The sequence below is a fragment of the Brotonthovivens ammoniilytica genome (genome assembly GCF_025566885.1).
GTDB classification, from domain to species: Bacteria; Bacillota; Clostridia; order Lachnospirales; family Lachnospiraceae; genus Brotonthovivens; species Brotonthovivens ammoniilytica.
Genome location: NZ_JAOQJQ010000005.1, coordinates 1 through 19,358, shown reverse-complemented (window position 1 = coordinate 19,358; position 19,358 = coordinate 1). Strand labels below are relative to the sequence as shown.

The 19,358-nt window shown below is 43.1% G+C and carries 14 protein-coding genes; 11 read left to right on the top strand and 3 right to left on the bottom strand.

Translation table 11 applies throughout. The features are described 5' to 3' along the window. Positions 1-38 precede the first annotated feature (38 nt). Complete coding sequence (locus OCV88_RS11715; protein WP_158425644.1) at positions 39-2,078, bottom strand: sigma-54-dependent Fis family transcriptional regulator; 2,040 nt, start codon at positions 2,076-2,078, stop codon at positions 39-41. 151 nt (positions 2,079-2,229) lie between these two features. Between OCV88_RS11715 and OCV88_RS11710 the strand changes: the two genes are divergently transcribed. The 6 genes from OCV88_RS11710 to hydG all read left to right on the top strand — a co-directional run bounded on the left by OCV88_RS11710 (position 2,230) and on the right by hydG (position 9,772). Then, the gene (locus OCV88_RS11710; RefSeq protein ID WP_158425643.1) at positions 2,230-2,799 is read left to right on the top strand and encodes a GDSL-type esterase/lipase family protein; all 570 of its coding nucleotides are present in this window, start codon (positions 2,230-2,232) and stop codon (positions 2,797-2,799) included. 252 nt (positions 2,800-3,051) lie between these two features. Further along, positions 3,052-4,029 (top strand): thiamine pyrophosphate-dependent dehydrogenase E1 component subunit alpha, encoded by a 978-nt coding sequence (locus OCV88_RS11705; protein ID WP_317258623.1) that lies wholly within the window; start codon positions 3,052-3,054, stop codon positions 4,027-4,029. A gap of 14 nt (positions 4,030-4,043) precedes the next feature. Further along, complete coding sequence (locus tag OCV88_RS11700; RefSeq protein ID WP_158425642.1) at positions 4,044-5,018, top strand: alpha-ketoacid dehydrogenase subunit beta; 975 nt, start codon at positions 4,044-4,046, stop codon at positions 5,016-5,018. A 19-nt stretch (positions 5,019-5,037) separates the two neighbouring features. After that, the gene (locus OCV88_RS11695; protein WP_158425641.1) at positions 5,038-6,375 is read left to right on the top strand and encodes a dihydrolipoamide acetyltransferase family protein; all 1,338 of its coding nucleotides are present in this window, start codon (positions 5,038-5,040) and stop codon (positions 6,373-6,375) included. A gap of 15 nt (positions 6,376-6,390) precedes the next feature. Next, positions 6,391-7,908, top strand: coding sequence for a dihydrolipoyl dehydrogenase (gene lpdA / locus OCV88_RS11690; RefSeq protein WP_158425640.1), 1,518 nt, complete (start codon positions 6,391-6,393; stop codon positions 7,906-7,908). 445 nt (positions 7,909-8,353) lie between these two features. Further along, on the top strand, positions 8,354-9,772 hold the full coding sequence (gene hydG, locus OCV88_RS11685) for a [FeFe] hydrogenase H-cluster radical SAM maturase HydG (protein WP_158425639.1): 1,419 nt from the start codon (positions 8,354-8,356) through the stop codon (positions 9,770-9,772). A gap of 155 nt (positions 9,773-9,927) precedes the next feature. Here the strand turns inward: hydG and OCV88_RS11680 are convergent, their stop codons facing one another. Then, on the bottom strand, positions 9,928-10,851 hold the full coding sequence (locus OCV88_RS11680) for a Fic family protein (RefSeq protein WP_158425638.1): 924 nt from the start codon (positions 10,849-10,851) through the stop codon (positions 9,928-9,930). A gap of 330 nt (positions 10,852-11,181) precedes the next feature. On the opposite strand from OCV88_RS11680, the gene OCV88_RS11675 reads away from it, so the two are divergent. Genes OCV88_RS11675 through OCV88_RS11665 form a run of 3 tightly spaced genes read left to right on the top strand, consistent with a single transcriptional unit; the run spans position 11,182 to position 15,397 of the window. After that, positions 11,182-12,471, top strand: coding sequence for a conjugated bile salt MFS transporter (locus OCV88_RS11675; protein WP_158425637.1), 1,290 nt, complete (start codon positions 11,182-11,184; stop codon positions 12,469-12,471). Next, complete coding sequence (locus tag OCV88_RS11670) at positions 12,468-13,784, top strand: hypothetical protein (RefSeq protein WP_158425636.1); 1,317 nt, start codon at positions 12,468-12,470, stop codon at positions 13,782-13,784. The genes OCV88_RS11675 and OCV88_RS11670 overlap by 4 nt, the downstream gene beginning before the upstream one ends. Positions 13,785-13,810: 26 nt before the next feature. Beyond that, on the top strand, positions 13,811-15,397 hold the full coding sequence (locus OCV88_RS11665; protein ID WP_158425635.1) for an amidohydrolase: 1,587 nt from the start codon (positions 13,811-13,813) through the stop codon (positions 15,395-15,397). On the opposite strand, the gene OCV88_RS11660 is transcribed toward OCV88_RS11665, so the two are convergent. Beyond that, positions 15,375-16,289 carry a LysR family transcriptional regulator gene (locus OCV88_RS11660; protein ID WP_158425634.1) on the bottom strand — a complete coding sequence of 305 codons (915 nt, stop codon included), beginning with the start codon at positions 16,287-16,289 and terminating at the stop codon, positions 15,375-15,377. The genes OCV88_RS11665 and OCV88_RS11660 overlap by 23 nt on opposite strands. 131 nt (positions 16,290-16,420) lie before the next feature. Between OCV88_RS11660 and OCV88_RS11655 the strand changes: the two genes are divergently transcribed. Continuing rightward, entirely contained in the window at positions 16,421-18,442 is a 2,022-nt protein-coding gene (locus OCV88_RS11655; RefSeq protein WP_158425633.1) for an oxidoreductase, read from the top strand. 519 nt (positions 18,443-18,961) lie between these two features. Beyond that, a partial coding sequence (locus tag OCV88_RS11650) for a PD-(D/E)XK nuclease family transposase (RefSeq protein ID WP_262591236.1) occupies positions 18,962-19,358 on the top strand: 397 nt, incomplete at its 3' end.

The window sequence follows — 19,358 nt, the reverse complement described above, 5'->3', positions numbered from 1 at the left end:
GCGCCCGGCCGTTAAACGCCAGGCGTTTCTTGTACTTTTTATGACTGGCGCAGCTCATCAGAATTTATATGATACTTTTCCAGTTTGCGGTAGAGAGTACGTCGGCTGATGCCGAGACTTTCCGCCGCTTTTTTTATGTTTCCGCCGGAATTTTTCAGATGTTCAATAATCAGTCTTTGTTCCGATTCATCTGCTGATAAAATTTCAGGATGCGCCTTTTGCTGCTGGCAGGAATCAGTGTCTGTATGGAAGGGCTTGGCACATACAGATACCGCTTTCCCTGACTCCTGTAACGGATATGCTTTCATATTATGAGGCAGAGCTTCAGGAGATAAGATGCCGTTTTGTGTCAGGATGCATACCCGTTCGATGGTGTTTTCCAGCTCTCTGATATTTCCCATCCAGGGATAGGATAAGAAGATCTGTTCTACTTCAGGTGTGATTCTGGTAATGGGGTCATATTCCGGCTTCCGGTATTTTTCCAGAAAATAACGGGTCAGAAGCATAATATCATCCCCCCGTTCTCTCAGAGGAGGAATATGAAGATTAAATACATTCAGCCGGTAGTAGAGATCACGGCGGAAAGTATGTTCCCGGATTGCTTCCTCAAGATCACAGTTTGTGGCTGCAATGACCCGGATGTTTAATGGAATGGATTTTTTCCCGCCCACCCGGGTGACACATCTTTCCTGAAGAACGCGCAGCAGACGAATCTGAACATCATAAGGCATATCCCCGATTTCATCCAGAAAGATCGTACCCTCATTGGCCAGCTCAAATTTACCGGCCCGGCCCTCTTTTTTAGCCCCGGTAAAAGCTCCGGCCTCATAGCCGAATAATTCGCTTTCGATTAATTCTTTTGGAATTGCCCCGCAGTTAATGGCTACAAAAGGTCCGCCGGAGAAGGAACTGTTGTTATGGAGAGCATGGGCGAACAGCTCCTTGCCGGTACCGCTTTCACCGGTGATCAGAACCGTGGTATTGCCTCCTGCCACCAGTCTGGCCAGCTCCTTGGTCCGTGTCATAGCCGGACAGCTGCCGATAATATTGTCAAAATCGTACCTTGCATCGGAACCGATTACCTTGTTTACCAGGCTGCGGATATGTTCTGTCTTCCGAAAAGAGATCAGAAACGTTTCTTTATTGGAAAACCGGCTGGTATGTACGGATTTAACAGAAATAAAACATTTTATAGGTTTATTTTTTCCGGAAATGGTTGTCTCATAATCATAAATATTGTCCGTAATTTCTTCCAGCTTTAAGTCAGGGAAAAACTCCCGGTAAGAATGCCCCATAAGATCCTCTTCTTTACATTCCAGCGCTGAAAGGGTCAGAGAGTTTACAAGAGAAACCTTAAAATGTTCATCCAGCAGAAAGGCACCGCTGTGAATAGAATCAATAGCAGTCTGCAGCTGATTTTTCAAATCTGTTAACTGGGTATTAGCGGCTTTTAAATGGATTTCTCTGGAGATGGCTTCACTGGCAGCCATGACCATGCCCAGGGTGTGGGGGTGGACCCTGTCCCGATTGCCGCTTAAGGCCAGTACCCCGACAATCTGTCCGTTTACAATAACAGGCGCCCCTGAACAGGTCCAGTCAGAAGAAGGGGTGATGTAATGCTCATAAGCAAAAATCTGAATGGGTTTCCCGGTGCACAGAGGCGTTCCTACCGCATTTGTTCCAAGGGCGGCTTCACTTCGGCAGCTTCCGATCACCAGCGGATTGCTCTGGGTCTGGGCAATCTTTAAAATATCCGGATCACCTACAGAATTTAAAATATAGCCCTCCCGGTCGGCAAAGATAATCATAAAGCCGGATCCTTTTACCAGCTGATACAGATATTCCATAAAGGAAGAGGCTGTGTCGTACAGCAGCTGATTTTCCGTTATTTTTTTTTGGATCTCTGTCTGAGATAAAATTTCTGCTCTGGTATCCTCTGGATCAATGCCAAAGGATTTGGAACGGATCCATGACTGCTGTATCACGTCCCGGACAGTATGGTCCGGCCGCTTATTCTCCTCAATAAAAGCATTTCTTGCTTCTTTCAGCTGTTGAATATATTCCTTAGTAAATAACATGATATTTAAGTCCTTTATACAGACATACCGTATGAAACCGGCATGAAAATTGCAGTAAATTGAAATCAGAAGTTTCGATTAATAATATAAAAATTTTATCATACAGACGGGGAAATAGCAAACTTCCCTGCCGGTGGTGAGAAGGAGGAATATGAGAATTATTTGTCTTGGAGACAGTCTGACAGCGGGGCTTGGCTTAAAGCAGGGGACGTTGTGGACAGATCTTTTGGAGCAGGAGTCTCAGAACAGCTACTGCAACTGTGGGATTCCGGGTGATACAACCGGGGGGATGCTGGCAAGATTTGACCGGGATGTGGTACATAACGACGGAAAGCTTGTGATCCTTATGGGAGGCGGCAATGATTTCATTATGGGGGCGTCTGTGGAGACTGTACAGTCTAACATCATGGCTTTGGTGCACCAGACTTATTTTTGCAGAAAGGTTCCTGTTATTGGGATTCCCATGGAATTTGATCTTGAGTCGCTGCGCAGTGACTGGAAAGATTTTGCTGATTTTAAAAAAGTAAATGAAAAAATGTGCAGATATCGAGAATGGATTTACAGATTTTCTAAAACCTTTCACACAGATATTCTGGATTTTCAGAAAGCGTTTGCAGGAGTTAGAAAATATGGATACGAGAGTTACTTTTCAGACGGAGTGCATCCCAATGAAAAGGGAAACCGTCTGATGGCAGATCTGATTCTGGGCCTTGGGATGTAATGTGCAGATAAGAAGTTACATCACATGTATGTGTGACATAAAGGTGTGACATTTTGTTACATCTGGGACAGAATGACACATAAATTCAGAATGTGTCAGGGAGGCACACCGTGTGATAATTCCCTGATTTTTGAAATATGTTGGTTTTACGGTCTTTTTTTGAAGATTTCTTAAAAGCAGGAATAGTAAGAAAACTGGCACGGGACTTGCTGAATAATAAGGCAATCTGAAAAAGATTACAGGAGAGTATTTTTGGAAGAAAGGATGGAGACTATGACAAAGCAGCAGAAAAAAGAAAAAGCGAAAGAGTTCTATACGATTATGTATCGAACCAGAAGATTTGAGGAAGAGGTTTTTGAGTTTTACAAGCGGGGACTAATGCCGGGGCTGGCACATTTATATCTGGGAGAGGAGGCAGTTGCGGCAGGGGTCTGCGGTGCCCTGGAAGAAAGAGATTTTATCGGCAGCACCCACAGAGGCCATGGCCATCTGGTAGCCAGAGGGGCGGATTTAAACCGTATGATGGCAGAGATTCTGGGAAAGGAAGCAGGCTACTCCAAAGGAAAAGGCGGCTCTATGCATATTATGGCCATGGATAAAGGTATCTTGGGCGCCAACGGAATTGTTGGGGGAGAGATTCCCATAGCCACAGGCTCTGCCTATGCATCCCTTTATAAAGGCACTGATGAAGTGACCGTATGCTTTTTCGGAGATTCGGCAGCCAATGAGGGAACTTTCCATGAGAGCATTAATATGGCGGCCGCCTGGAATCTTCCTATTGTTTACATAGTGGAAAATAATTTGTATGGAATTTCAGTAGATATCCGAAGAGTGACAAAGGAGCATCATATTGCAAAGCGTGCGGCAGGTTATGGAATTGAGGGAATCACCATTGACGGAAATGATGTATTTCAGGTTTATGAAGAGGCTGTAAAAGCAGTGGAAAAAGCCCGGAGGGGAGAGGGCCCGACAATTATAGAGTGCATGACTTACCGCTGGCAGGGACATCATGTAGGAGATCCCGGGGTGTACCGTCCTGATGAGGAAGTTGCAGAGTGGAAAGAAAAAGAGCCTTTGGGCCGCTTGAAAGAACTGGGAATTTTGACACAGCAGGAGATGGATGAGATCGCAGAAGAGGTAGAAAAGGAAATTCAGGAAGCCTGCAGATTTGCTGAGGAGAGTCCGTATCCGGATATGGCGGAAGCATACACAGATGTTTTTGTTGACTGATAGGAGGGAAAATAATGAAAAATATAATGTATAGAGATGCTGTTTTGGAAGCATTAGATGAAGAGATGGCTCGTGACGACGCTGTATTTTGTATGGGAGAGGATGTTGGAATTCTTGGAGGTAATTTTAAATGCACCGCAGGATTAATGGAGAAATACGGAGATTTAAGATGTAAAGATACACCCATTTCTGAGCAGGGATTTGTCGGCATGGGGGTAGGAGCTGCGTTAAGAGGTCTCCGCCCTGTGGTAGAGCTGATGTTTGGAGATTTTATGATGGTCTGTATGGATCAGATTTGTAATCAGATGGCAAAAATTACTTATATGTCCGGCGGACAGGCAAATGTGCCTATGGTAATCCGCATGCCCATCGGCGGAGGGCGGTCCTCAGCAGCCCAGCATTCTCAGTCCTTTCACGCCTGGGCCGCTCACTGTCCGGGCATGAAGGTTGTGCTCCCTTCTACCGGAGCCGAGGCCAAGGGTTTATTAAAAACCGCAATAAGGGATAACAATCCGGTTCTGTTTTTTGAGCATAAAATGCTTTATACAACAAAGTTTGATGTTCCGGAAGATGAGGATTATACCATTCCGTTTGGAAAGGCCAGAATGGTTTCGGAAGGAGATGACATTACCGTTGTCACTACTTCTATTATGACGATAAAAGCAGAGAAAGCCATGAAAAAGCTGCAAAAAGAAGGAATCAGTGCGGATCATATTGATTTGAGAACCATTGTGCCCCTGGATACTGAAACCATTATAAAATCCGTGAAGAAAACAGGAAAATTACTGATTGTGGATGAAGGACATGAATCCTTTGGCATCAGCGGGGAGATTGCAGCGCGGATTATGCCGGATGTGTTTTATGATCTAGAAGCCCCGGTGAAACGGCTTGGAACTGCAGATGTACCACTTCCGTTTAGTCCGGCGCTGGAGTTCCCGCTGATTCCGGATGATAAGAAAATATATGCAGCTATTAAAGAGATGATCTGAAAATCAGGAGGAAAAACAGATGGCAGAAGTAATTTGCATGCCAAAGCTTGGCTTTAATATGGATGAGGGACAGCTTGTCCGCTGGTGCAGACGGACAGGAGAAGAAATAAAAAAAGGAGAAGTTCTGTTTGAAATTAATACAGATAAAACAACCATGCCGGTGGAGGCGACCTGCGACGGTGTGCTGTTAAAAACAATGCTGGAAGAAAATGAATATGCAGATGTATTTACGCCAATTGCCGTGGTAGGACAGCCGGGAGAAGATCCGGATGCAGCCTTGGGGGAGGCCGAGTCAGAACAAAAAGCACAGCCGGGTCAGATACCGGAACAGGAAGAACCTTCTGCAGAAAATACCGGCGCAGAAGCAGAGAAGGTTTCCGGAAATTTTAATGATTTAAAACTGACACCAAAGGCAAAAAGAATTGTAAAAGAGGAAGGAATAGATCCGGATTCTTTAAAAAATATTGTGGGAACCGGTTTTTCGGGCGGGATTACCGCCAAAGATATCAAAGCATCGCCCCTTGCCAGAAAGCTGGCTGAAAAAACAGGTATAGATTTAAGTCTGGCAGCTGGAAGCGGAGTGAATGGTAAAGTAATGAAAGCTGATATTGAAAAAGTATTGGCCGAAAAAAGTCCGGCTCCGGCAGAGAAAGATTCGGATAAAAAGCTTCTTTCTTCTGTTCCGTATAAAGGTGTCCGTAAGATTATCGGAGATAAGCTGGCGGAGAGTAAGTTTACAGCCCCTCATCTGTATTTTACCGATACAGTGGATACTACAAATATGACCGCGTTTAGAAAAGAGATAAACCAGGTATCAGAACGCAAAATTACAGTTTCCGATCTGCTGGTTTATGCAGCTGCTAAAGCTTTGGCAAAGTTCCCGGGTATTAATGCGTCTTTGGTTGACGGAAATATTGTTACCTATGAAAGTGCAAATATCGGTGTGGCGGTAGCAGGAGACAATGGACTGATTGTACCGGTAATTAAAAATGTTCAGGAGAAATCTCTGACAAAAGTTTCAGAAGAAAACAGAGATCTGGTAGACCGGGCAAAGGAGGGGCATTTAAAGCCGGAAGAGTATTCAGGCGGAACATTCTCTATCTCAAATCTGGGAATGTTTGGGATTGGCAATTTTACCGCAATTATTAATCCGCCGGAAGCGGCGATATTGTCGGTAAGCTCTGTTAGAAAAACACCGGTAGTAATAGAGAAAGATGGGGAAGACACAATAGAAATTCGTCCTATGATGAATATTCAGCTTTCGGTAGATCACAGATTGATTGACGGACTTTTAGCGTCTCAGTTTGTGGAATATATGAAAGAACTGCTGGAAAACCCATTAAAAATTTTGATGTAGGAAAGGGGTAATTTCATGGCGGAAGTAATTTGTATGCCGAAACTTGGCTTTAAAAATTCAGATGCGGTATTAGCTGCGGCTGGTGCAGAGACATTAGAAGCTCCTGTGTCGGACGCAGAGGAAATCCGTGAGATAACGGATACCGCAGACCAGAAGGAGTATGATTTTGAGGTTCTGGTAATCGGCGCAGGTCCCGGCGGTTATGAAACTGCAATTAAAGCGGCACAGTCCGGGAAAAAGACAGCTATTGTAGAAGCAGGATCCTTTGGGGGAGTATGTTTAAATGAGGGATGTATCCCCACTAAGACGCTGATCCGCACAGCAAATCTGTATACAGAAATCAAAGAAGCGGCGGACTTTGCCATCACGGGAATACAAAAAGAGCAGGTTTCTGTAGATATGAAGAGGCTTCAGCAAAGGAAGGAGACGGTAGTAAAAACACTGGTAAACGGAGTGCAGGCGCTTCTTAGGGGAAATAAAGTGACAGTTATTAACGGAAGAGCCTCTTTTGTGGATTCCCATACGATTACGGTGGACGGCAAAACATATACCTCAGAATATTTTATTATAGCAACAGGTTCCGTTACATTCATGCCGCCCTTTATCCCTCTGGAAGGAAATACAAATGTTATTACCAGCAAAGAGGCTCTGGAGCTGGAAGATATACCGAAATCAATTGCCATTATCGGAGGGGGAGTGATCGGTATTGAGTTTGCTCATGTATTTTCCCATCTGGATACAAAAGTAACCGTGTTAGAGCTGATGGACCATATTCTTCCTATGGTGGATGAGGAAGTATCCGAAATGGTAAAGAAGCGCATGGAGAAACAGAAGGTAGAATTTTATACCGGTGCAAAGGTCCGGAAAGTCAAAGATGACAGTGTTATTTATGAGTATCAGGGGCAGGAGCGGTCTTCGCAGGCAGACGTGGTGTTAATGGCAGTAGGGCGTACAGCAAATACAGAAGGGCTGAATGCCGAAGCCATAGGAATTGAATTTGACAAAAAGGCAATTAAGACCAACGAATATATGCAGACCAACATTCCGCATATTTATGCTATCGGCGATGTCAATGGAAAGGTTATGCTGGCTCACACGGCTTCCCATGAAGGATTTGCGGCTGTTTCACATATTTTAAGCAAGCCTGAGCAGGTCCATTATGACAGAATTCCTTCCTGTATTTATTTGGATCCGGAAGTGGCATGCATCGGTATGACAGAAAAAGCGGCCAGAGAAAAAGGATATGATATCTGTGTGGGGAAATTTCCAATGATGGCCAACGGAAAGTCTTTGGTTGAGGGGGATACTGAAGGAATTGTGAAGGTGATTTTAGATAAGGAGCTGGGAGAAATTCTTGGGGTGCATTTATATGGAAAGCACGTAACGGATATGATCGGTGAGATTTCAGTAGCAATGAATCTGGAGGCTTCTGCTGAGGAAGTCATAGGTTCTATTCATCCTCATCCCACCATCTCAGAAGCTGTGCCGGAAGCATTTATGGCAGCCTGGTATGGCAGAGCAATTAATTGTTAGACATAATTCGATATAAATATTGAAACAAAAACATGGGGCACATTCGGAAGATCAAAAATCGGATGTGCTCTTTTTGTAAAAGATGAAGAAGCCAAAACAGATCTTAAAGGGAAATTTTCTTGACTTTGAGCAGAATTGATTGTACTATAATTAATACATACATGAGCGGAAAGCAGATGCTGACAGTGATTGTAAAAAATATAACAGATACCTGACTTTAAGGGTGACACCTGACGGAAAAAGGAACATCAGAAAATCATAGAGGGCCGCCAGCGGGCGGTTTTGATTTTATAGATATTTCAACGCACCTTTTCCGGGGTGCGTTTATTTTTTCCAGGAAAATATAAAGCGCCGGGGCGGAAACGCAATATGCCTCTGACGCGCCTCAACCCGAGCGAGACTTGAATCTTTTTATGACAAGAAATTTTTACGGAGGAGTATTAAAATGTATGATGTAAAATCAATGAAAGCAGAAGAGTTTATCAGTCATCAGGAAATATTGGATACTTTGGAATGGGCAGAAGCAAATAAAGAGAATACAGAGGTCTGTCTTCAGTATGTGGAAAAGGCAAGAAATTTAAAAGGCCTTACCCACCGGGAGGCGGCTCTTCTGCTGTTAAATGAAGATCCTGCAGTTACAGAAAAAATATTTGAAGCTGCCGGGGAGATTAAGGAGGCTTTTTACGGAAACCGTATTGTTATGATGGCGCCGTTATATTTGTCAAATTATTGTGTCAACGGCTGCGTATACTGTCCATATCATAAGAAGAATAAAAATATTGTGCGTCATAAACTGACCCAGGAAGAGCTTCGGAAAGAAGTCATTGCCCTTCAGGATATGGGACATAAGCGTCTTGTGCTGGAAGCAGGAGAGGATCCCGAAAATAATCCTATGGAATACATACTGGATTGTATCAAAACCATATATTCCATTAAACATAAAAACGGCGCTATCCGCCGTGTGAATATTAATATTGCGGCAACTTCTGTGGAAAACTACAGAAAGTTAAAAGAAGCAGAGGTGGGAACCTATACGCTGTTCCAGGAGACTTACAACAAGGAGCAGTATGAAAAACTCCATCCATCAGGACCGAAAAGTGATTATATTTATCATACAGAGGCCATGGACAGAGCCATGGAAGGCGGACTTGATGATGTAGGTCTTGGAGTATTATTTGGTTTAAATCTTTACAAATATGATTTTGTAGGTCTTTTAATGCATGCAGAGCATTTAGAGGCGGCGTTCGGTGTTGGACCTCATACCATCAGTGTGCCCCGGCTGCGGGATGCGGATGATGTGGATTCTTCCAAGTTTAAAAACGGTATCAGTGACGAATTATTTATAAAAATCACAGCGCTGATTCGAATTGTTGTTCCATATACGGGAATTATTATTTCCAGCCGGGAGTCTGAGGATACACGTACAAAGCTGCTGCCGGTGGGTATCAGCCAGATGAGCGGCGGTTCCCGCACAACTGTAGGGGGATACAGTGTAGCAAGAGAAGAAACTGAAAATTCAGCACAGTTTGAAATCAACGACAACCGGGAACTGGATGAGGTTGTAGAATGGCTGCTGGATGTAGGTCATATTCCGTCTTTTTGTACAGCCTGTTACCGGGCCGGACGTCAGGGCGACCGCTTTATGCCTCTGGTAAAAGCCGGAGAAATTAAGAACTGCTGTCTGCCAAATGCCCTCATTACTCTGAAAGAATATCTGGTGGATTATGCCAATGATTCTGTGAAGGAAAAGGGAGAGCAGATGATTGCCCAGCAGATTCCAAATATCAAGAGTGATAAAGTAAGAGAAGAAGTCCTTGTTCATTTAAAAGATATAGAAAACGGACAGAGAGATTTCAGATTCTAAAAAACAGAATTGATTAAAAAAGAATGTGCCAGGGGAGAGGCTGCATAAGGAAGCAGCTTCTCCCTTGGGTTTTATAGCCAGCCGGATTGATGATTGCAGGTAATTTCCTTAATTTTATTCAGCAAGTCCTCACGCTTTTGTTTCTCCTAATGATTTTACTCTTTCACAATTTCTAAATATCGGTCAAGGCGTTCGCTTACATATTCTGCAACAAGTAACACCATATCGTCTGCTTTGCCGTCACGATAAAATGCATCAAAAGCATCATAATAGCGTTTACGGTCAGTAAACTTCACATTGATTGCGGGATAGCCGTTACGGATAAGCTCAAGATTTAAAATCAATCGACCTGTTCTGCCGTTACCGTCTATAAAAGGGTGTATTCCTCCAAATACGAGATGAAAAAGGGCAATGCGTTCAATCGGATGCATTGTTTTTTTACGCTCTTTATTTTCGGCAAGTAACTCCGTTAATTTCGGCTCAATGAGAACTGGTTGCAGCGGTTCGGTATATGCACCTGCAATTATGACAGGAATACGGCGGTAAACTCCTTTATCTGCAGGTTTATTCATTAGTACCAGTGAATGAACCGCCTTGATTTCCGTATCTCTCAATCTTGTCTTGTTTTGTGCAATATCTTCAATATAAAGGAATGCGTCACGGTGTCCCACAGCTTCAAGATGATCTTTCAAGGGTTTACGGTCTATAGTCATTCCTTCAAGCACCATAGCGGTCTCTTTCAAAGTAAGCGTGTTGCCTTCAATAGCGTTTGAATTATAGGTGAAGTCAACCATAAATTCATCACGCAAACGCTGTGTTTCGCCTGCAGTAAGCGGACGCATATCGTCAAGTTTGACTTTTTTAATATCAATTTCAGTTAGTATATCTGCAAATCTGCCGCGTTTTCTTTTGTTAGGCAATTTTCGTTTATCTAACGGTTTTTCTGTTTCTGCAGGTATCATATATAATTTTCCTTTGCGGATAACTCCGTCAATTTCACCATTGGCACAAAGCAAACGAACACGACGGGTAGAGATACCCCATTTTTCTGCCGTCTGTGTAACTGTTAAATATTCCATCTTTCATACCTCCTTATTTGAGGGCTGCTTATATAAATTTAGTATATCACAATATCGGAATAATTATAATGTGCTTTGAAATTATTTTAACATATATTTGCCGATAATATGAGAAAAACAACGCCGCCTTATGCTCCCGAAATGCCTTGCGCTAATTCATCGGGGTGAAAGTAAAAATTTCAAAAAATTTCCTGTACAGTGAAAAATAACCACAATTATGCATCTGGAAACAGATGCATAATTAAACATTAAATTACACATAGTAAAGTAAACTTCGGCAAAAAGGCCGGAAAGGAGAAAAGATGCAGCAATGCATTTTATATAAGGTTTATGAAAACAGACAGGAAATTATATTACGGCTGGATTGTCGTTTTAATCTGTATGATTATTCAGGCAGTTCCTTTTGGAGTTGCTAAAAACACAGTGTCGCAGTTTATCAGCTATGTGTGTGAGGGAGAGGGCTTTTCGCTGGCTTCCTTTGGAACCGTATTTATGATCGGTGTGCTTGTATCTGCAGCGGTTTCACCGATAATCGGAAAGCTGTTTGATATGCCGGGAGTGAATAAACGGCTTCTTTTTCTGGCAGGAGCTGTGATGTCCGGTGGTGGTTTTATATTGTATTCCTTTTGCCATACACTGCCGGCTTTTTACGGAGCCTCTGCCGTGGTGGAAGTAGGAACGGCAATTTTATCTGCCATAGGCGTCCCTGTTTTGATTAACGCCTGGTTTCAGGAAAAACGGGGATTTGCGCTGGGGCTGGCCTTTGCAGGCGGGGGACTTGGCAATATCGTGCTTCAGCAGATTGTTCCAAGAATACTGGAAAACAGAGGCTATGCGTACGCTTACTGGATTCTTGGTCTTATTTCTCTGTTCGTGGCAATCCCGGTGGTGCTTTTACTAATTCGTTTTCCAAAGGATTCATCTGTCAGAGACGGAGTGCCGGCAAAGGAAAAGGTCAGTGAAAATAAAATTCCGAAAATCAGAATGTGGGGCTATAAGCCGGGGGAATTGTTAAAAACACCTGTTTTCTGGCTGTTTGCGCTGGCATGGTTTATCGTTGGATTGTTTGTATCCGGGCTTGCGATTCAGTATATGGCTTATTTTGTATCCCTGGGATTTTCAACAACCATGCGTGCAAATATCGGCTCTGTTATGGCAGCCTTTACCATTGTGGGCAACTTCTGCGGCGGGGCCATATTTAATAAAATCGGTGAAATGAAAACACTGATTTTAGCGTTTGTTATATTTATTATCAGCGTTATCTGCCTTCTGATAGCTCCGGGGCTTCCTGGTGTTGGCTATGTATTTGGTATTTTCCACGGTCTGTCAGTATTTATGTATATTATCGGCCCTTCGTTTCTGGCGGGAACGCTGTTTGGAAATAAGTCTTATGGAACCATTGTAGGTATTATTAATATTTTCTTCGCTGTTGGCTATGCAGTAGGCTCTGTGATTTTCGGTATTGTTGCAAAAAACGGAAGCAACTATCAGGGAGCATGGATTTATATTACAGCCTGCATTGTGGTTTGTTTTATCTTCCTTTTGGGGAGCACAAAATACTTTTTAAAACAGGCCGGCCAGATGCGGATTAAAACAGAGGAAGGAAATGGTGAGTCATGAATGAAATTTTAGAATCAGCGGAACAGATGATAGGCTTGATTTCTTCAAAAATCTGGCCCGTATTTCTTCCTTTTATGCTGGCGGCCAGCGCTTATATATCAATCAAAACTATTTTTCAGCTAAATAGAAAGACTACCAGGAGAAGTCCTATGCATCTGAAAAATGTCATAGGACCGGCTTCTGTTTCTCTTGGTGCAATGATTGGAACCGGGGCGATTATTGGGGTGCTGGGCTCTTTATCAAATCTTGCGGCCCAGGGCCAGACAAATTTTGAAGCCATTGCCATATGGGCGCTGATTGGTTCTGTCATTATGATTCCGCTGTCATATTCGGAAACGGTAAATTCAAAAGTAATGAAAAAGATGCCAAGAGAATATATCAGCGATTTTCTTGGGCGATGGGCTGGTTTTATATTTGCGGCGGCGTTTGCGGCACTTTATATCTTTGGTTTTGGGGGCTTTCAGTTTAGTGGTATTGATGCTGTAGTGTCTATTGTCGCGGAGCGGTTTGCAGATACCAGTTTAAGTGAAATGCAAAGATATGTTTTTGTCATTATTCCGGTGATTCTAATTGCGGCGGTGATTGTTCTCAGCAGAAAGCACAGTATATTTATGAAGGCAATGACTTATATGATTTTTGTGGCAGTTGTATGTTATTTCGCATTTTTTATCTTTTTTATTGCCAGAACAAATCAGTATATCCCCACTTATTTTGCCCGGATGATAACGGGTATGCAAAACCCGGTGAATGCTATGTTCGGGATTCCCCTGGGCTTGATTCTGGGAATGCAGAGAGTTCTGCAGACGGCGGAAACCGGACTGGGCGCCATGGCTATGGCAGCTGTGGAAGCAGATACCAAGCCAAGAGAGGCAGGGCTTATCTCACTGGTTCCTACAATTATTACTGTGTTTGTATCAATTTTTGTAACTTCCTATGTAGCTTCTTATGGAGTTTCGGTGGGAGCCGCCTCGTATCCTGCGGATTCCATCGGAAGGCTGGGAGATTATATCCGGACCGCAGTGGAAGTAACCGGATATTTTGGGCTGGTAGTATTGTGTCTGTTTACTGTGCTCTCAGCGCTGACAACACTTCTTGGCTCGTATTTCTTTTTATCACAGCTGTTTTCAGATCATGAAAACCGCAATATCATTGTGTATCTGATTGTTATTATTCTGGCTGGAACCCTGGCGGTATTTGGTCTGAATATTGTCTTTGATGCGGTAGATCTTCTTCTGTTTTTAGTTGCCGCGCTGAATGTGGCTGCTTTAACGGTTTACGTATCAGGACCGTGGAAGAAGTACCGGTTCAGGTAAATAAAGAATTTTGAAAGGAAGAGCAGATGAAAACAGTATATTATAATGGTGAAATTGTTACCATGTGCGGAAGCGGTGATATGGTTCAGGCTGTTATGACAGAGGATGGCAAGATTTTAAAAATCGGAACTGTTGATGAAATGAAAAAAGAAGAGGGAAGCTGTACCTGGGTTGACCTTCAGGGAAAAGCAATGCTGCCTGGTTTTATTGATCCCCATTCCCATTTTATCAGCTATGCAACCAGTCTGATGCAGGCAGATTTAAACGGAGCGGAAAGCATTGAAGAGATTAGAAGAAGGATTCAGGAATTTATAAAGGCCAATGATGTGAAACCGGGAGAATGGGTGAAGGCCCGTGGATATGACCACAATTTTCTTCAGGGAAGACGTCATCCGTCTATGGAAGAACTGAATGAGATGAGTCCTGATCATCCGCTGGTTATTCAGCATCAGAGCGGTCATGTGGGACTTATGAATGCAGAAGGATTAAAAAAACTTGGGATTACCATGGAGACCGCCAAAGAATCAGAGGGTATGATTGGCAGGAATGAAACCGGACTTACCGGCTATCTGGAAGAGAGTGCATTTATAAATAATGTACAGAAAATACCAATGGAGACCCAGGAACAATTTGAAACCGCAATGGGAAAAGCCCAGAAAAAATATTTGTCCTATGGAATTACAACCATGCAGGAAGGCATGGTTATGGAAGTTATGCTGCCCTTTATGAAGTATGCGGCAGAAACGGATTTCCTCAAAATGGATTATGTGGCATATCTGGATTTTCATGAAAGAGAAAAACTGGTTCCTGAGTTTAAAAATCACATGCTTGTATATAAAAATCATTTTAAAATCGGCGGATATAAAGTGTTTCTGGATGGTTCTCCTCAGTCTAAAACTGCCTGGGTGAGGATACCCTATGAGGGGACCGATGAGCTGGGATATCCGATTTTGAAAAATGATATTGTGGAAAATGCATGTGAAATTTCAGTGCAGGATGGTGTTCAGCTGCTGGCTCACTGTAACGGTGATGCAGCCTGCCAGCAGTTTATAGACGCATATCGCCGGGTATCAGAAAAGACAGATGTAAAAAGTGCGGATATCCGGCCGGTTCTTGTTCATGCCCAGCTGCTGACAAAAGATCAGCTAAAAGAGGTGAAGGAACTTCATATGTTTCCGTCCTTTTTTGTAGGGCATGTATTTTACTGGGGAGATATTCACCTGGAAAACCTCGGATGCCGGCGGGCAAAAGAAATTTCTCCCTTAAAAACTGCCGCTGATATGCAGATTCGGTTTTCACTGCATACGGATGCACCGGTAACAGAACCGGACCAGATGCATACCGTCTGGTGTGCGGTGAACCGTCTTACCAAAAAAGGTGTTTCCCTTGGAGCCAAAGAATGCATAACAGCTTACCAGGCTCTGCGGGGGATTACCATTGATGCGGCATACCAATATCATGAAGAGAAAGAAAAAGGCACCATAGAGCCTGGAAAACGGGCGGATCTTGTGATTCTGGATAAAAATCCTCTGAAAACAGATCTGGGGGAAATCAGAAATATAAAGGTGCTGGAAACAATCAAAGACGGTGTTAGTGTATACAGACATCCGTAGATGAAAATCCAAATACTTCACTTAGAAATTTAACAAGGGCCGGGTTGTCATTTTCTTTATGCCAGGCGGCGATGATTGTCATCAGCTTTTCTTCTCCTTCAATGGGCACAGCGATCACTTTTTCTTTCATGGTCAGCGCATCTGTAATATAAGAAGGAAGCAGGGCATATCCAAGACCGGCGGCCACGGCCAGAATGCTGGTTTCAATATCATCAGAAATATAACGGACATCCGGAAGGAAACCGGCGGCGGTAAATGCTTTTAGTATCGTCGCCGTTTCTCCGTAACGGTTGTCATTTTTTTTAATATCCACAAGAGGATAGCCTTTTAATTCACAGCGCTGAATACTTGTGCGGTGGGATAATGGGTGGGAAGCAGGCATCACTGCCAAAAGCGGATACTGACGGATGACTCTGTATTCCATATCTTCCAGATCATCCAGAGAATACTGGAGATTAATGATCACATCCAGGCTTCGGTCTAAAATTCCGTCATATAGTTCTGCAACATTTTCACGGGTCAGCTGAAAGGCTATATTGGGATAACGTACATGAAATTCTGCCAGCTGATCGGAAAGATTCGTTTTTTCGTATCCTTTTACAAAACCGATATTGAGGCTGCCGGTAAATACAGTACTGGCCTGTTTTGCCCGGTCCATGGCGTCACGGGTTCTTCTTAAAATCGCCCTGGCATCTTCCAGAAAGGTCCGCCCTGCCGGAGTTAAGGCAACGTGACGGTTATTACGAATAAAGAGCTGAACGCCAAGTTCCGTCTCCAGGGCTTTGATCTGCTGGGTGACGGCTGTCTGGGAAATATAAAACTGCTGTGCGGCTTTGGTGAAATTTAAGTGTTCACTGACGGCAACGAAATATTCCAGCTGACGAATCTGCATTTTGAAGTCCTCCTAAAATGATAAGTTAAACTTATTATACTATGCTAAAGTGATAGTTTCAATCCTGAAAAAACTGATATATAATAAGTATATCGAAAATGAACGTACAATTACTTACAGGAGGAACGACTATGAGCAAACCAGGAGAGGTTAAGTATCCACATTTATTCAGCCCGGTTACCATCCGGGGAAAAGTATATAAAAACCGGATGAAAGCAGCGCCCACGATGTTTGTACATGCCAATTATTTTATCCCTCAGATCAGTGAAAATCTATACCGTATGGTAGAGCGGCGGGCAGCCGGCGGTTTTGCCTGTGTATCTACCGGCGAAATGCCGCTGAATTATGAAGAGGCAAAAACGCTGTTTCAGGAACGCAAAATTGATTTTGAAAAATTTGAAGGAGAAGATTTTGAGATTTCCAAAGCTTACGCTGACCGTATCAAAGCAAAAGGCGCTCTGTGTTATTATGAGTTCTCTCACGAAGGAAGCAGGGCAGAGGAATCTAAAGAACCCTGGGGACCTGAGGACTGGGTGCGGGAAGACGGAATAAAGGTTAAAGGCATGGACCTTGCTATGATGGAGAAGGTCTGTGATGATTTTTATAAGATTTCAAGATTTGCAAAAGAATGCGGATTTGACGGAGTGCTGCTTCATGGGGGCCATGGATTTTTGCTGCAGCAGTTTGTCTCACCCTGGACAAATCACAGAACAGATGAATTTGGAGGCAGCATGGAAAACCGGGCACGGTTTCCCAAAATGGTTATTGAAGCCTGTCGCCGGGGAATTGGTGAGGACGGCGTAATTGAGCTTAGATTTTCTGCGGAAGATGGAGTGCCCGGAGGAATGACAATTGACGATACGGTAGAATTTTGTAAAGAAATTGATGGTATGGTTGATATTATTCAGGTTTCTAACGGATTAAAATGGCTGGGAAGCAGAACCAGAACATTTTCCTCTTTCCTGGAGCCTCATGGATTGAATATTGAATATGCTGCAAAAGTAAAAGCGGCTGTAAAAAAATCATATGTGTCTACAATCGGCGGCTTTAATGGTCCGGAGCTGGCAGAACAGGTGATTGCGGAAGGAAAAGCAGACTTTGTAGAATTTGGACGGCAGGGATTTGCAGATCCGGAGCTTCCCAATAAAACTCTGGAAGGAAAAGAGGATACCATCCGCCGCTGTGTGAGATGCTTTAACTGTTATCCAGGCTTTTGCGAACATCCCACGGATATTCCTCTCTGGGAAAAATTAGGACCAGAAGAGGCCGGAAAGATTTATTCCCCTGCATCTATGGGAAGCTGTGCCATTAATCCGGAAACGGGATTTGGCTTTTATCCGGAAACAATGCCGGAGCCGAAAGCTTCTAGAAAAGTACTTATTGTGGGCGGCGGCATCGGAGGATGTCAGGCGGCTGTTACAGCTGTAAAACGGGGCCATCAGGTAATTCTTGCGGAGAAAACAGATAGACTGGGCGGTACCATAAACTTTACCGATACCGATGAGGATAAAGTTGATTTAATGAATGCTAAAAATGTGATTATACATGAAGCTCTAAACTGCGGTGCCCAAATTTGTCTGAATACGGAAGTGGACCAGAAGTTTATTCAGGAGACAAAACCGGATGCAGTAATTCTTGCCGTAGGAGCACATCCTTTTGTTCCCCAGATACCGGGGATTGAGAGTGCAGTAAATGCTTTGGATGTGTATGACAAAATGGACGAGATTGGAAAAAAAGTAGTTCTGGTGGGCGGCGGTCTGGTAGGCTGCGAGGTAGGGCTTCACCTGGCAAACCACGGTCATCAGGTAACCGTTGTGGAAATGCTTCCGATGATTGCAAATGAAACCTTTGGCTATTACAGAAATGCTCTGTTAAATGAAATGGATCATCGTGGAATCAAACAGATTCTGAATGCAAAGTGTATTGAATTTACAAAGGCCGGCGTTGTAATTGAAGTAAATGGCCAGCGTGAATTATTAGAGGCAGACTCTTACTGCTTTTCCATGGGAATGCGTTCCAATGACGAAATTGTTAAGAAATTAAAGGAAGCGGCAGGAGAGATTCCGGTCTGGGTGATCGGTGATGCCAGACATGCCGGTAAAGTAGCGGACGCAGTTCACGGGGGCTACATGGCGGCAATGGAAATCGTATAGGTATTTTGAATTTGTAAAGCCTTCCATCACTTTACAAAGATATGGTATATAGACAGAAAAAATCATTTTATTCCTTTGAAGACAAATGAAGATTTCTAAAAAAATAAGGTCAAAAAATAAGCAGTATGTTCAGGGAAAACCAGAAGACATACTGCTTGTTTTTTGTTGCATTCCCTGGCAAATATTTGTTTAAATAAAGGGTAGACTCTAGAATCCGTTGGATTCTATCGTTATCACCCTGCAAAATATTTCTTTAAATAAAGGATAGACTCTAGAATCCGTTGGATTCTATCGTTACCACCTTACAAAATATTTATTTAAATATTTTGTAAGGTGGTATATACTTATTATGTTCTTTTAAGCTGGTTCACGGCTTAAGGAATTGTTTTTCTACTATTTCTTAATACATTTCTTGAAAGTTTTTTCAAATTATCCGCGCAAAGTCACAAATTTAAAATTTGGGAAAGGGATTTTCTTTACAGTTGTAAGGAATCTCTTTATAATGAAAGGAGAAGTTATTTGAAACCTAGTAAACCATTGGGACAATTGACACTGTTTGATCGCTTTTTATTCGCAGAGGCTATGGAAAGCCCGGGAAATCTGCAGATTTTACTGGAAATTATTCTTGGAAGAGATGTTCATTTAAAGGACTGCCCGCAGTCTGAGAAGGAAATACGGACTACTCCGCTGAAGCGGTTTGTAAAGCTGGATGTCTGGAGCCAGGATGAGGAGGGTGTCGTATATAATACGGAGGCCCAAAAGGAAAATACCGGAAATCTGCCGAGGCGAAGCAGATATTATCAAGGAATGATTGATAGTAAACTGCTAGAACCGGGAGAAATTGATTTTAGAAAATTAAATCAGCTGTATGTAATTATGATTACACCTTTTGACCTGTTTGGGGCGGGGAAGTATC